General features: G+C 69.9%; 9 protein-coding genes and 1 tRNA gene. 2 read left to right on the top strand and 8 right to left on the bottom strand.

The annotated features are described in order from the left end of the window. Window positions 1–135: 135 nt before the first annotated feature. The 4 genes from BZB76_RS25455 to topA form a co-directional block, all read right to left on the bottom strand. Complete coding sequence (locus tag BZB76_RS25455; protein ID WP_121436979.1) at window positions 136–1,854, bottom strand: S8 family peptidase; 1,719 nt, start codon at window positions 1,852–1,854, stop codon at window positions 136–138. Window positions 1,855–2,045: 191 nt separating this feature from the next. Then, window positions 2,046–3,185 carry a DNA polymerase III subunit delta' gene (locus tag BZB76_RS25450; RefSeq protein WP_121436978.1) on the bottom strand — a complete coding sequence of 380 codons (1,140 nt, stop codon included), beginning with the start codon at window positions 3,183–3,185 and terminating at the stop codon, window positions 2,046–2,048. Between the two features lie 19 nt (window positions 3,186–3,204). After that, window positions 3,205–5,220, bottom strand: a complete 2,016-nt coding sequence (gene tmk / locus BZB76_RS25445) for a dTMP kinase (protein WP_246007204.1) — start codon at window positions 5,218–5,220, stop codon at window positions 3,205–3,207. Window positions 5,221–5,317: 97 nt separating this feature from the next. Next, window positions 5,318–8,014 carry a type I DNA topoisomerase gene (gene topA, locus BZB76_RS25440; RefSeq protein WP_170180746.1) on the bottom strand — a complete coding sequence of 899 codons (2,697 nt, stop codon included), beginning with the start codon at window positions 8,012–8,014 and terminating at the stop codon, window positions 5,318–5,320. A 253-nt stretch (window positions 8,015–8,267) separates the two neighbouring features. Between topA and BZB76_RS25435 the strand changes: the two genes are divergently transcribed. Continuing rightward, window positions 8,268–8,453 carry a DUF5703 family protein gene (locus tag BZB76_RS25435; protein WP_067895592.1) on the top strand — a complete coding sequence of 62 codons (186 nt, stop codon included), beginning with the start codon at window positions 8,268–8,270 and terminating at the stop codon, window positions 8,451–8,453. 191 nt (window positions 8,454–8,644) lie between these two features. Here BZB76_RS25435 and BZB76_RS25430 read toward each other — a convergent pair whose 3' ends face one another. The 3 genes from BZB76_RS25430 to BZB76_RS25420 all read right to left on the bottom strand — a co-directional run bounded on the left by BZB76_RS25430 (window position 8,645) and on the right by BZB76_RS25420 (window position 12,103). Next, a complete protein-coding gene (locus tag BZB76_RS25430) occupies window positions 8,645–9,997 on the bottom strand; it encodes a chaplin (protein ID WP_121436976.1) in 1,353 nt (450 codons plus the stop codon). Between the two features lie 98 nt (window positions 9,998–10,095). Then, complete coding sequence (locus tag BZB76_RS25425) at window positions 10,096–10,641, bottom strand: hypothetical protein (RefSeq protein ID WP_147449539.1); 546 nt, start codon at window positions 10,639–10,641, stop codon at window positions 10,096–10,098. Between the two features lie 163 nt (window positions 10,642–10,804). Beyond that, window positions 10,805–12,103: a M20/M25/M40 family metallo-hydrolase gene (locus BZB76_RS25420; protein ID WP_121437433.1), complete on the bottom strand. Its 1,299-nt coding sequence runs from the start codon at window positions 12,101–12,103 to the stop codon at window positions 10,805–10,807. Window positions 12,104–12,232: 129 nt separating this feature from the next. On the opposite strand from BZB76_RS25420, the gene BZB76_RS25415 reads away from it, so the two are divergent. Further along, window positions 12,233–12,321 (top strand) — tRNA-Leu (locus BZB76_RS25415). Here the strand turns inward: BZB76_RS25415 and BZB76_RS25410 are convergent. Continuing rightward, a complete protein-coding gene (locus BZB76_RS25410; RefSeq protein ID WP_121436974.1) occupies window positions 12,300–13,973 on the bottom strand; it encodes a recombinase family protein in 1,674 nt (557 codons plus the stop codon). The two genes, BZB76_RS25415 and BZB76_RS25410, sit on opposite strands and share 22 nt — an antisense overlap. Window positions 13,974–14,174 lie beyond the last annotated feature (201 nt).

Genomic DNA, 14,174 nt, shown 5'->3' with positions numbered 1-14,174 from the left:
GGGAGTTGACCTTCCATGTCTCAGAGACGCCGTCGTCTCTCCCAGGTTGCTTTCGTCGCGGAAATACACGAGAACGACCATGCGAAGGGCCCCGGACCATCGCGGTCGGGGCCCTTGGCCAGGTGAGAACCCGTGTCAGCGGCGGACCGCGTTCAACGCGTCCACGATGCCGCTGCCGAAGAAGCCGTTCCGGCCCTCCGACCCTTCACAGGTCTGCGTCGAGGTGTTCTTCACCCACGTGCCGTCCCGCAGCGTGTACCAGACGTATTCGACGGTCCGCGGGCTCGGGCACTCCTTCACCGTCGCGGTGCCGCGCAGGATCCCTTCGACGGCGCGCGGGTCCAGGCTGAGGCCGCCGTGGCGGCGGTCCCGGTGCCCGTACTTGCTGACGATGAGCGCGGCGACCCCGGCGGCGTGCGGCGACGCCATCGAGGTGCCCTGGAGCGACTGGTAGTAGGCGCAGTCGTCGCCCTTGCAGCTGCGGACGATGAACGGCACCTTCGGCGTCCCGTCGTCGTTCAGCTCGCCGCGGGCCTTGGCGAGACGCTCGGGGTAGGCGGCCCAGATCCCGCCGCGGTCGTCGGGACGCTGGTCCGGGTTGTCGACCTTGTCGCCGCCGGGCGCGGCCACCGCGACGTATCCGCGGCCGAAGCTGCTGTAGTACGACTTGCGGGTGCTCGGCCCGGTCGCCGCGACCGGAATGACATGGTCGCCCTCGCCCGGCATCACCTTGCAGCTCGCCGGGATCGTCCGCTCGTAGGGCTTCTCACCCGGCCTGGACGGGAAGTCGGGGCTGCCGGTGTCCACGTTCGTCTTGGTGTAGTCGACGCGTTCGTTGCCCGCGGAGTTGACCAGGGTGACGTCGCGCTCGTGCGCGAAGTCCAGGGCACGCTGCACGGCCTTGATGATGGTGCGCTGCTCCAACTGGTCCTCGGGGCTGTCGGCCGGATTATTGCCACAATTCCAAAGCCAAGGGTCAACGTAGAAGGACATGTTGACGACGTCGATGCCGTTCTTGGCGGCGTACGTCAGGCCGTCCACCGTGGGCCCTACGAAGAAGTAGCCGGAGTCCTGGCCGACGCGCAGGTTGACGATCGACACGTTCGGCGCGACGCCGGACATGCCGATGCCGTTGCGCGGCGACGCGATCGTGGACGCGACATGCGTGCCGTGGTCGTTGTCGTCCCAGTCGGCGGGGTCGACGCACGAGCTGAACTCGCACGGACCGTCGACCTCGTTGCCGTCCGCGTCGGTGGGGATGTCGCGGGTGAAGTTGCGGCTCAGCTCGCGGTTGAAGTTCGCCTTGATGTCGGGGTGGTCGCCGTCCACGCCGGTGTCCAGGACACCGACCAGGACGCGCTTGTCACCCGGTTCCTCCTTGTACGAGCCGTCCTCGGTCGCGTGGATCTGCTTCATGTCCCACTGGAGACCCGCCAGCGGTTCGGCGTCCTTGGACGGTTTCCCGGGAGGAGCCGGCGCGTTCTTCGTGCCGACGACTTCCTCGGGTTTCTGGGCCTCCCGCGGCGCCTTCTTACGCGTCGTCGGTGCCTGGCCGAGGATCCGGTTGTGCGCGACGCCGTCCAGGGCCCGTTCGTCCATCGCGTCCCGCACGAACTCGGGGTTGTCCGACACGACGGTCGCTAGGCCCACATCCCGGTTCTCGTGGACGATCTTCCCCCCGGCCTCCTTGACCGCCCGGTGGGCCTTTCGTGGGGAGACGTCCTCCTTGTAGAGGACGACGTACTCCGAGACCTCACCTCTGTCGTGTGTCGGATTCGGAGCCGCTGACGCTGGGATCGCGAGGGCCGTCAGGGTGGTGACGGCACACGCGGCGGAAACCAGAACTCGCCGCAAAGCAGACCTCCTGGCCGTGGGGAGCTGACCCGGACATTCGGGGTCGGCCTGAGCGAGCAGAAGGTACGTGAGTGCCCGTTGAGAGATGCGTACGGTTATGTAACGAAAAGGAAGACTTTATGTAAGTCGCGAATTTCGGTCGTCTCCGCTCCCGGAACGGATCCGACCCCGTGCCGCCCGCGCGCGAAGCCTCAGCCGGTGCGCAGCGCCAGTGTCAGTGCCTCGAACGCCAGCTGGGGGTTGACGTTCGCGTCCAGCCGCTCCCGACAGACCATGATCGCGTCCAGGCGGCGGAGCGTGTCCTCGGGACGGTCCCGGCCCGCCGCCGTCCGCAACTCAGGCCCGAGGTCGACGTTGACCAGCTCGGACGCCGCCCCCAACTGGAGCGCCAGCACGTCACGGTAGTAGGACGCGAGGTCGAGGAGCGTCCGGTCGAGGGCGTCGCGCAACAGCCGCGTCGCCCGGGACTTCTGCCGGGCCTCGAGGTCTTTGAGGGGGCCTGCCGTGCCGCGTGGCATTCGTCCCTTCTCGCTCTCCCCCAGCGCCTTCCGGAGGGCCGACATCTCGGCGTCGTCGAGTTCCGCCGTCTGCGCGTCGCGTTCCGCCTTCGCCGCGTCCACCAGGGTCTCCGCGGCGGCGACCGCCGGGCTCACCCCGGTCAGGCGGCGCGGGACCGCCACGACGCCGTCCCGCACCTCGCGCATCCGCGGATCGGAGGCGAGCCGGCGCGCACGGTCGATATGCCCCTGCGCGGCCCGCGCCACCACCTCGGCGGTGTCGCGATCGACCCCGTCACGTTGGACGAGGTGGTCGGCGATGGCCGCGGTCGGCGGCGTCCGCAACACCGCCTGGCGGCAGCGCGACCGGATGGTCACCAGCAGATCCTCGACCGACGGCGCGCACAGCAACCAGATCGTGCGCGGCGACGGCTCCTCGATGGCCTTCAGCAGCGCGTTCGCCGCCCGCTCCCCCGCCCGTTCGGCCTCCTCGAACAGGACGATGCGCCAGCGCCCACCACCGGGCGTCGACGCGGCGCGCAGCACCAGTTCCCTGGCGTCGGCCACGCTGAACGACAACCCCTGCGGGCGGACGACCTCAACGTCCGCATGCGTGCCCTGGAGTACCTGGTGGCAGGACGGGCAGTGCCCGCACCCGCGCGGCACCTGCTGGCACTGCAGCGCCGCCGCGAACGCCCGCGCCGCGGTGATGTGCCCGGAACCCGGAGGGCCGGTGAACAGCCACGCGTGCGCCAGGTCGCCGTCGCTCTCCGCGGCCGACGACAGCTGCGCGACGACGGACTCCTGCCCCACCAGGTCATCCCAGACGCTCATGGCTACGAGGCTAGCGGGGTCAGAACTCCGTGATGGCCGGGAAGGTGCTCGTCACGTCCTCGGTCCCGGCGGGAATCGGGTCGGGAAGGATCTCGCGGATCCGGTACTGGATCTCGCGGCTCAGCTCCGCCTGCGGACGGCTCGCGTCCACGACCAGGTAGCGGTCCGGGTCGGCCTCGGCGAGGGCGCGGAAACCGGCGCGGACGCGTTCGTGGAAGTCGTCCGGCAGCGACTCGATGCGGTCGGCGGGCGCGGACAGCCGGTCGCGTCCGTCCTGCGAGGGGATCTCCAGCAGGACGGTCAGGTCGGGGACGAGACCGCCCGTCGCCCAGGCGTTCACGCGGGCGACGTCCTCGACCCGCTGCTGCCGCCCGAACCCCTGGTAGGCGAGGGACGAGTCGACATAGCGGTCGCTGACGACGATCGCACCCCGATCCAGCGCGGGCTTGATCACGTTGGCGACATGGTCGGCGCGGTCGGCTGCGTACAGCAGACTCTCGGCCCGGTCGGACAGCCCGGTGGTGTCACGGTCGAGCAACATCGCGCGCAGCCGCATACCGATCTTGGTGGCGCCCGGCTCGTGGGTGGTGACGACGTCATAGCCGTGGTCGCGGAGCCAGATCGCGGCGAGCCGCGCCTGCGTGGTCTTCCCGGCGCCCTCACCGCCCTCGAACGCGATGAACACGCCGCGCTGCCCGCGCTGGACGGGCTGCTGGTCGGCGGCGGAGACCTGCTCCGGCGGCGTGTAGACCTCGCCGTTCAGCGCGGCGCGCAGGTCGGGGACGAGGGGGATGCCGCGCCGATCGTCGAGCCGCCGGTACGCGACGACGCCGATCAGCAGACCCACGACGGCGGCGATGAGCAGCGCGGCGGCCGTCCCGTCGAAGTCGTACCCGTCGCCGATGGCGAGGCGGTGCGAACCGACCGCCCCCGCGATCAGCGGCACGGCCGCGAACACCACCACCCCGGTGACGACGGCGACGGAACGCAGATAGCTGGACGGACGGGTGTCGTCCGGCGCGTCCGGGTCGGCGAGCGCGGCGGTGCCGTTCGCCCACGCCACCCCGGCGAACACGCCCAGCAGACCCGTCGTGAACACCACGACGACGAGGTTCAGGACGAGCGCGGTCACGACGAGCGTCACCGCGGCCGCGACGACGGCGAGGCCGATGAGCCTGCGGCGGCTGAACGGCACAAGGACGCGCGGGCCGAGGAACAACCCGAAGGCCACCCCCAGCGTGAGGCCGGTGAGGACGGTGCCGTAGCCCGCGTTCCCGCCGCCCAGCTCGCCGGTGCGGACCCGGGCGACGGCGACGATCGCCTCCGACGTGAGAGCGGCCGTGGCGACGGCGAGGCCGAACCCGCGGGCCGCCGCCGTCCCCGGCCCCTGGAAGATCAACTTAAGCGGCGCCGGGGCGTGGATCGGCTCCGTCGCCGGAATGGCACGGATCGCGGCGACGACCACCGCCGAGATCAGGAAAACGGCGGCCGTCACGTAAAGGGCGAGGTCGTCGCGGGAGTCGCGGCCGAGCGTCCCCTCCGCGATCAGGGCGAGGACGACGAACAGCAGCGCGGCGACGGGCGCCGGGCCGTACAGGACACGGGCCGCCACCCGGTGCGCGGCGGCGCGCGACTCGTCGTTCTCGGTTCCTTCCGCGACGAGCGCGGGCAGCGAGGCGCGTGCCGACGACGTCCACAGCAGGCTCAGGCACGCGACGAGGAACGCGGCCGCCATCGTCCACACGAGCGTGTCCACCAGCGGGACCGTCACCAGGACGGCCGGCCGCAGCACATCCGCGATGATCAGCATCAGCCGCCGGTCGACCCGGGCGGCGAGCGTCCCGGCGACCGGGGCGAGCAGCAGCGCGGGCAACAGCAGCAACGCCAGGACGCCACCCACCGCCTGCACGCGGACCGCGGCGTCATCGTCGCGGGTCAGCGCCGCGGCCATCGCCGTCAACGCGGGAACGGCGAGCCAGAGCCCGAGGCCCGACACCGCCAGGGCGGTCCGCAGCCGCCGAAACGACCTGGTCAACGCAAGCGACGAATCTCCCGGCGGCGGTGACGCGGCGGGGTGCGGCCGGGATGCGCCCGTTCTGGTCATATCGATCAGGGTATCGGCGCGGATGTCCCTAGGAACTGGACTTTGCGGAGGTTCGACGGCGCGGTGCCGCCTTCTTCTTCCCGCCTCCCGCGGCCACCTTCTCCCGCCGCTCCGCGAGCAGCTCCGCGGCGCGCTGGATGGTGATCGACTCGACCTCGTCGCCCTTACGGAGGCTCGCGTTCGTCTCCCCGTCGGTCACATACGGGCCGAACCGCCCCTCCTTCACCACGACCGGCTTCTCACTGGACGGGTCGACGCCGAGCTCACGCAGCGGCGCGGCCGCGGCGGCCCGACGCCCCCGCTGCTTCGGCTGCGCGAACAGCTCCTTCGCCTGCTCCAGCGTGACCGTGAACAGGTCCTCCTCCGAGGCGAGCGAACGGCTGTCGGTGCCCTTCTTGATGTACGGGCCGAACCGTCCGTTCTGCGCCGTCACCTGCTCGCCGTCCAGCTCGCCGAGCGTGCGCGGCAGCGACAGCAGCTTCAGCGCGTCGTCCAGCGTGACCGTGTCCAGCGACATCGACTTGAAGAGCGAACCGGTGCGCGGTTTGGGGGCGTCAGCCTTCTTCGTCCGCTTCTTCTTCTCGCCCTCGGCGGGCGGCGGCGGCTCGGGCAGGATCTCGGTGACGTACGGGCCGTAGCGTCCCGACTTGGCGACGATGGTGTGCCCGGTCTCCGGGTCCGTGCCGAGTTCCCGGTCACCGGACGGCTGGGCGAGCAGCTCCTCCGCCTTCTCGGCGGTCAGCTCGTCCGGCGCGATGTCGTCGGGGATGTTGGCGCGCTGGCCGTCCCGGTCGAGATACGACCCGTAGCGGCCGACCCGCACCACGATGTCGGAGTCCTTGATCGGGAAGGAGCTGACGCCCTTGGCGTCGATGTCGCCGATGTCGCCGACCAGCTCCTTCAGGCCCTCCTCGCCGTCGTCACCGAAGTAGAACCGGGTCAGCCAGCGGACGCGCTCGGCCTCGCCGCGGGCGATCTCGTCGAGACCGTCCTCCATGTGCGCGGTGAAGTCGTAGTCGACCAGGTTGCCGAAATGCTGCTCCAGCAGGTTCACCACGGCGAACGCCAGGAACGACGGGACGAGCGCCGTGCCCTTCTTGAACACGTACTCGCGGGCCAGGATCGTCCCGATGATCGAGGCGTAGGTGGACGGGCGCCCGATCTCCCGCTCCTCCAGCTCCTTGACCAGGCTCGCCTCGGTGTAGCGGGCCGGCGGGCGGGTCGAGTGGCCCTCCGCGTCCACCGCCTTCGCGGTCAGCGGGTCGCCCTCCGCCAGGTTCGGCAGCCGCCGCTCCTGGTCGTCCCGGTCGGTGGACGGGTCGTCCGCGCTCTCCACATACGCCTTGAGGAACCCGTAGAACGTGATCGTCTTACCGGTCGCGCCGAACTCGGCCCGCTCGCCCTGCGTCGACTCGCCGATCACGCGGATCGACACCGACTGGCCGGCCGCGTCCTTCATCTGCGACGCGATCGTCCGCTTCCAGATCAGCTCGTACAGCCGGAACTGGTCGCCGGACAGGCCCGTCTCCGCCGGGGTACGGAACGTGTCGCCCGCCGGACGGATCGCCTCGTGCGCCTCCTGCGCGTTCTTCACCTTGGACGCGTACACGCGCGGCTTGTCGGGCACGTACTCGCCGCCGAACAGCGCCGCCGCCTGCCGCCGCGCCGCCGTGATCGCCGTCTCCGACAGCGTGATCGAGTCGGTTCGCATGTAGGTGATGAAGCCGTTCTCGTACAGCTTCTGCGCCACCGACATCGTGTACTTCGCGGAGAAGTTCAGCTTCCGGCTCGCCTCCTGCTGGAGGGTCGTCGTCCGGAACGGGGGGTACGGCCTGCGGGTGTACGGCTTGCGCTCGACGGACTTGACCTCGTACGGCCTGCCGCGGAGCCGCTCCGCCAGCGCCCGTGCGGCGGGCTCGTCCAGGTGCAGCGCGTCCCGGGTCTTGAGAGTGCCGTCGGACGCGAAGTCACGGCCCTGCGCGACGCGCTTGCCGTCGACGGAGACGAGCCCGGCCTTGAACGCCTTGGGCTCCTCGTCCTTGCCGGTGTCGAACTGCGCCGCGATGTCCCAGTAGTGGGCCGGGACGAACGCGATCCGCTCCCGCTCCCGCTCGACGACCAACCGCGTCGCCACCGACTGGACCCGGCCCGCCGACAGCTTCGGCATGACCTTCTTCCACAGGACGGGGCTGACCTCGTACCCGTACAGGCGGTCCAGGATGCGGCGGGTCTCCTGCGCGTCCACCAGACGCATGTTCAGCTCGCGCGGGTTCGCGGCGGCGCGCTGGATCGCGTCCTTGGTGATCTCGTTGAAGACCATCCGGTGGACGGGGACCTTCGGCTTCAGGACGTCCTGGAGATGCCAGGCGATCGCCTCGCCCTCCCGGTCCTCGTCCGTCGCGAGGTAGAGCTCATCGGCCTCGGCCAGCAGCTTCTTCAGCTTCTGGACCTGGCTCCTCTTGTCGGAGTTGACGACGTACAGCGGCTCGAACTCGCGCTCCACGTTCACACCGAGCTTGGCCCACGGCTCGCCCTTGTACTTGGCCGGCACCTCCGAGGCGCTGCCCGGGAGATCCCGGATATGGCCGATACTGGACTCCACGATGTAGCCACGCCCCAGGTACCCCGCGATCGTCTTCGCCTTCGCAGGCGACTCGACGATCACCAGGCGGGTACCGGAGCCGTTGCCCCGGCCACTGCTCGCGGTGCCGTTCTTGGCTGGCACAGTCGCTCCAACCTCGCTGTCTCGTCCTCTTGAACAGGCTCTCTCTTACAGACTTCGTACAACGTCGCGGGACGGCGCGTTCATGCCCGCGGGTGGCCGCCCCGGCCCCGCGATCATCGCTCCGCCCCGGAAGACGAACGGGATTCTCACCGCCGCACGCCCCAGACAGGATGACATGCCGCCGGAGGCCATGCGGACAGGGCCGCCAGGGTACGGTGCCGCGCTCCCGGTCATCCGGGTAATAATGGTCGCAATGGCGGAGTACACCTACCTCGTCCTGTCACTGCCCCGCGGCACCACGCGCGATACCGCCCGGCAGATCCTCACCGAGCACGCGGAGCGGGGCGGCTGGGAAATCGATCGGTTGCGCCTCTACCCGGACGGCCGTCGCCGTATTCAGCTCCGCCGCAAGGTCATCCGCGTCGTGCGCACGTTCTGACCGGCCCCCACCACCCTGCGGACGAGCGGCTTCACTCGGCCGATACAGGCGGTCCGCCCGAAGTGTAGCACTACGTACGTCCAGCGTGACACACCGTGAAGCGCCGTCTGTAAGGCTTCGCCCGTCCCGGATCGCGCCTTCCGGGACGGGCGAAGCGTTCTCACGGCCGCCGGGTCACGGCGACCCCGAGGTCACCGCCGGCCGATCCGGACCCGGCGGGACAGCGCCAGTCCCCCGGTGACGGCGGCCAGCAGCGCGGACGCGGCCAACGTCCACATCGACCCGACCTTCTCCTCCGCCGCGACCCGCTCGACCGGCCCGAGCTCACGCGCCACCGCGGACACCGGCACGCCCGCTCCGCTGTCGGCCGGACCGTCCACGAGCGACGCGACGAACGGCTTCGCCGGAATCATCCGGCCGTTCGACGGGACACCCAGGCCACCGGGCAGATTCGTCCACGTCACGGGCACGTCGCTCGTCCGGTGATACGAGTGGTAGCCGCCCGGGGTCGAGTGGTAGCCGTCCTGGGCGCCCTCGCACAACGCGCCGGCGAGACCGACACCCGCCGCGGCGTTGCCGCACACGTCCGCCGGGGCCTCGACCGGCGCGTTCCCCTGATTACCGGTGAGAACGCCGCCGACCCCGGACGTGTACTGGTCGCCGCCCGAGTCGCTCCTGACATGGGCGCCGCCCTCGCACAGCCCGGCGGCGTGCCCGACCACCGCGGCGGCGTTCCCGCAGGCCGTCACCGGGATGCTGATCGGGGAGTTCGCCTGATTTCCGGAAATGACGCCATAGGCTCCGTCGGTGAACTGCTGGCCCGTCCCGTGACCTCCGTTGCGGACGGACGCGCCGCCCTCGCACCCGGCCACCGCGTTGCCGACCGCGTTCCCGCAGACGTCGACGGGCACACTGATCGGGGCGTTGGCCTGGTTGCCGCTGCCGACCCCGAACACACCGGACGTCTCCTGCCCCGACCCTGTGGGACCGCCGTTCTTCACGACGGAACCTCCTTCGCAGCCGGCGGCCGCGTGCCCGACAACGGCCGCGGCGACCCCGCAGGCGTTCACCGGCACGGACACCGGCGCGTTCACCTGGTTTCCACCGAGGATGCTGTGCGTCCCGTCGCTGAACCGGCCGCCGGAATCACCGTCCACGACCTTGGCGCCGCCTTCGCAGCCGGCGGCGGCGTGCCCGACCACGGCCACGCCGTTCCCGCAGACGTTCACCGGCGCGGACACCGGGGCATTGACCTGGTTGCCGGAACCGACGCCGTCCGCCCCGGACGTCATCTGCCCGCCGGCACCGCCCTTGCCGACCTTCGCGCCGCCTCGGGACCCGGCGTGGGAGGTGCCCACCAGGGACGCGCCGTTGCCGCTCACGTCGACCGGCGCGGAGACCGGCGCGGAGACCTGGTTACCGCCGAGAACGCTCCCGGTGCCGCTCGTGATGTCGGCGTAGGCGCCGGCCGGGATGGTGCCGAAGGCGACCACTCCCGCAGCCAGGACCGCGGCTCGGGAAGTGCCTTTTGCCCACGTTCGCATGATGCTCCGTTCCAGGAAATGGGGGGATGACGAGACACACGGGTCTCGTTCGATGAGGTGAATGGACAGGACACCTGTCCGGCAGAGTTGATCGAGGGTCAGTCGGGCACGACGGACGGCTCGTCCACGGCCGTCCGAACAGCCGAACGCACCACGGCCCCGGCACTGACCAGCAAGACCGGCGGCGGTGCCGGCACCCGAGGAAGAACACTCGGCACGCCCGACATCACGGGACCACCGACCACAGAAGGATCACTGGCCGGCTCAGGCACCGGCTGTGGCCGCGGCACATCACTGCCCGACGCCTGAGAGACCTCACCCGAACGCCCCATCGGGCGCACCTTCACGGCACCCTTGTCCGGGCCCCGAACCTTGGCGACTTCACGTCCACCGGTGACCTTCCGAGAAGGCGACGCATCCGACGTCACCACCCGCTCGACGACCGGCTTCACGCGCTCGACAACCGGCGCGGATCGTTCCGGCGGCCGCTCCACGACGGCCCGCACCACCTGTCGCTCGGTCGTGACCTCGATCGTCTGTTCCAGCACGGGCGCCTTCACGACCACGCGCACCGTCACGGCCGGAACCTCGTCGGCATGCGCGCTCTGCCCCGCGCACCCGAGCAGCCAGCCCCCGATCAACAACCCGCCGAGGATGAGCAGCCGCCGGAGAAACGCGACACGGCGCGGGGGGACGATCGCCCCTGCCCGCGCCGCGCCACTTGCCACCGATCAACCTCCGTCGTGCCCAGATCACCCTCGACGAAGGGTAACGGTACCACCACGGAACGCATCGGCGAGGGCAAAATCAGGACCGCTCGAGAAAGGTGTCGAGCACCCGCGCCCCGAAACGCAGACCGTCCACGGGAACGCGCTCATCGACGCCATGGAACATTCCGGAAAAGTCCAAATCCGGGGGCAGTCTCAGCGGCGCGAAACCGAAGCACCGCATCCCCAACCGCGCGAAGGCCTTGGCGTCCGTCCCGCCGCTCAGGCAGTACGGCACCGGCAAGGCCCCCGGATCCTCCGAGGTCAGCGCCGCCTCCATCGCCGCGACGAGCGCCCCCTCGTAGTCGGTCTCCAGCGCATGGTCATGATGGACGAAATCCCGCTGAACGTCCGGCCCGAGGAGTTCATCCACGACCGCGAAGAACTCCGCCTCATGTCCGGGCAAAAACCGCCCATCGACCTGCGCGGTGGCCGACTGCGGAATGACATTCGTCTTGTACCCGGCATCGAGCCGCGTCGGATTGACCGTATTCCTGAGCGTCGCCCCGATCATCCGCGCCAGCGGCCCGATCTTCTCCAGACACTCCTCCGGCCGCTCCGGATCGAACTCCACCCCGTACGCCATGCACGCCCGCTCCAGGAACGCCCGCACCGACTTCGTCAAGCGCACCGGGAACTCATGCGTCCCCAACCGCGCGACCGCCCCCGCCACCGCCGTCACCGCGTTGTCCGGATGCACCATCGACCCGTGCCCGGCCGTCCCCCGGGCCCGCAGGTTCATCCACGCCATGCCCTTCTCGGCCGTCTCGATCAGATACATCCGCCGATCCCCGGGCACCGTCAAACTGAACCCGCCGACCTCCCCCACGGCCTCCGTGCACCCCTCGAACAGCTCCGGATGCTCCTGCACCAGCCACTGCGCCCCCCACTTCCCCCCGGCCTCCTCATCGGCCGTGAACGCCAACACGACGTCCCGCGGCGGCCGCCGCCCCTCCCGCAACCGCTGCCGCACCACCGCGAGGATCATCGCGTCCATGTCCTTCATGTCCACGGCCCCACGGCCCCAGACACACCCGTCCGCGATCTCCCCGCCGAACGGATCCCGCGTCCAGTCGTCCGCCTGCGCGGGCACCACGTCCAGATGCCCGTGCAACAACAACGCGTCCCGCCCCCGGTCCTCCCCTTCCACCCTCGCCACCACACTGGCCCGCCCCGGATGCGACTCCAGAATCCGCGCCTCCAGCCCGACCTCCGCCAGCTTCTCCGCGACATACTCCGCCGCCACCCGCTCCCCGGGCCCCGAATGATCCCCCGGGTTGCTCGTATCGATCCGAATCAACTCCTGGCAGAGCCGAACGACCTCATCCTCAGCACTCACCTGCTGAACCACACCGACCCCCTCGAGTCCTCGCGTACCGTCCCATGGTGCCCCGCCGCTCGACTTCGCCGCACCCCGCCACCTTTGGTATGGTGAACCCCGCCGCAGCCCCACTGCGGCCTGCAACCGGTCCGGGTGGCGGAATAGGCAGACGCGCTAGCTTGAGGTGCTAGTGCCCTTCACGGGGCATGGGGGTTCAAGTCCCCCCTCGGACACCAACCATTTCCCCATATAGTGCGGGATCGAGATGCGCCTCGGCCCGCACTTTTTGCTGCTCGGGGTGGTAGGTGAGCTGTAGTCCGAGCTTGCCGTACAGGTCGGCCTTGTGCGCGGGATCGGCGGTGGCCAGCGCCTGGGTGTAGTCGGCGATCTCCTCAATGAGAGCGGCGATGTCGGCCTCGGTGAGGTGTTCCTGGCTCTGGGCAGGGCGCAGTTGCGCTTGGGCGGCAGTGCGCTGCTGCTGGACCTGGGTGATCCACCCGGCGATCATCGCCGGGTCGGTGCCCTCGTCCAAGGCGTCCAGCGCGGCACGGTAGCGGGCGAGTTTGCGGTCGCACTCGTCGATGGTCTGCCGCGCGAGGGTCGTGCTGGGGTCTTCGCTGACGCCGCCGCCTTGCGCGGCCGCGATCGCCGCAATGGTGTCGGCACGGCGGTGGGGAGCGAAGTAGCGGCCCAGCCACCGGTCCAGACGGGGCAGCAGGACGCTTTCGCGCAGATAGACGTTGCGTGGATGCATGATCCTGTTGGCCAGGGCGTATTCCTCGGGGAAACGGCAGCGGTAGTAGGGCGCGCCGTTGTTCCAGGAGCCCTCCATTTTGCGGTGGCAGATGCCGCAATGCAGGATGCCCCGCAGCATGTACAGATGACGGGCACGGTGTGGCTTGTGCCGGGCCGGTCCGTGACCTCGGGCCGCTAGCAACTTCTGGGCGGCCTTGAAGGTCTCCTCGTCGATGATCGGTGGATTGACGATGTCGTTGGACCACACCCACTGGTCCGGGGTGTTCCAGACCAGCTTGGTCTCGTGGCCGAGGGTGACGTCGTGGACGTCGATGAGGACTTCGCGTTTGCGCTGCTTGTTCCAGACCTGACGGCCGGTGTAGCGAGGGTTGTTCACGATGACGCGGACAGCGCTCTTGGACCAGGCCAGGCCGCAGCGGTGCCGGTTACGCGCCCGGTCGTAGGCCGACGGCGACAGGATTCCGTCGGCGGTGAGTCCTTCGGCGATGGCGAAGAAGCCCTTGCCCGCCAGGAACTCGGCGAAGATCCGCTGGACCACCTCGGCGGTGTACGGGTCGATCTCCAGCACGTGCAGCCGCTTGCCGTCGGCGGCCTTGCTCGGATTGGGGTGCGGTCCGGCGTCGGCCAGCCGGTATCCGTAGGGTGGGCGCCCGCCGATGTGCCGGTTGGAGGTCTGTGCCAGCGCCGCCATGGTCGCCCGCACCCGGGTCTTGATCCGGGACCGTTCGCCTTTGCTGATGGATCCGAACGTCGACATGATCATGTCGTGGGCTTCGTTGGCGGGGTCGATGGGCCCGTTCACTTCCGGTACCCACAGCGGCACGTTGTAGTGCTCGAACAACGGGAAGGTGTTGCCGAACTGGTTGCCGTAGAAGGCCCGCTGTGGCTCACCGACCACGACGGCGTCGAAGGCCCGGTGAGGGTTGGCCAGCTCGGCCAGGAGCAGGCTGGCCTGGGGGCGGCGGGCCGGTGGGATGGACCGGGACTTGTCGATATCGAAGTACTCGGCGACGATCACGCCGCCGCGAGGGGTGACGAGTTGCTCGGCACGGGAGTACTGCCAAGCGTGGGAGGCTTCGGGGTCTTGACGGTCTTCGGTGGAGCACCGTCCCCAGAACGCTAGTTTGATCATGATTTCCCTCGGATGAACGAGATGCTTCTCAGTTCGTGCGCCGCTGCCGGATGTCGAGGAGGAGCCGGAGCAGTGCGCGTGCCGCCTCGGGCGTCAGAGGGGGTGGCTCGGCGGGCAGCTCTACGGACACGGCGTCATCGGCCACATCGCAAGTCAGATCGGCGCGTGGCCCATCTGGCTCTGCTTCGGCAGCGTATTGGC

This window comes from Actinomadura pelletieri DSM 43383 (assembly GCF_003634705.1).
In the GTDB taxonomy this organism is placed as follows: Bacteria; Actinomycetota; Actinomycetes; order Streptosporangiales; family Streptosporangiaceae; genus Spirillospora; species Spirillospora pelletieri.
Note: the sequence above shows the minus strand (reverse complement) of the source record. Positions and strands in the feature narration are given on the sequence as shown.

What these genes read in the sequence shown, in the direction of transcription:
- BZB76_RS25435 (WP_067895592.1), top strand. Translation starts at nt 8,268, where the DNA reads ATGGCGGAGTACACCTACCTCGTCCTGTCACTGCCCCGCGGCACCACG.
- BZB76_RS25450 (WP_121436978.1), bottom strand. Translation starts at nt 3,185, where the DNA reads ATGAGCGTCTGGGATGACCTGGTGGGGCAGGAGTCCGTCGTCGCGCAG.
- BZB76_RS25430 (WP_121436976.1), bottom strand. Translation starts at nt 9,997, where the DNA reads ATGCGAACGTGGGCAAAAGGCACTTCCCGAGCCGCGGTCCTGGCTGCG.
- BZB76_RS25410 (WP_121436974.1), bottom strand. Translation starts at nt 13,973, where the DNA reads ATGATCAAACTAGCGTTCTGGGGACGGTGCTCCACCGAAGACCGTCAA.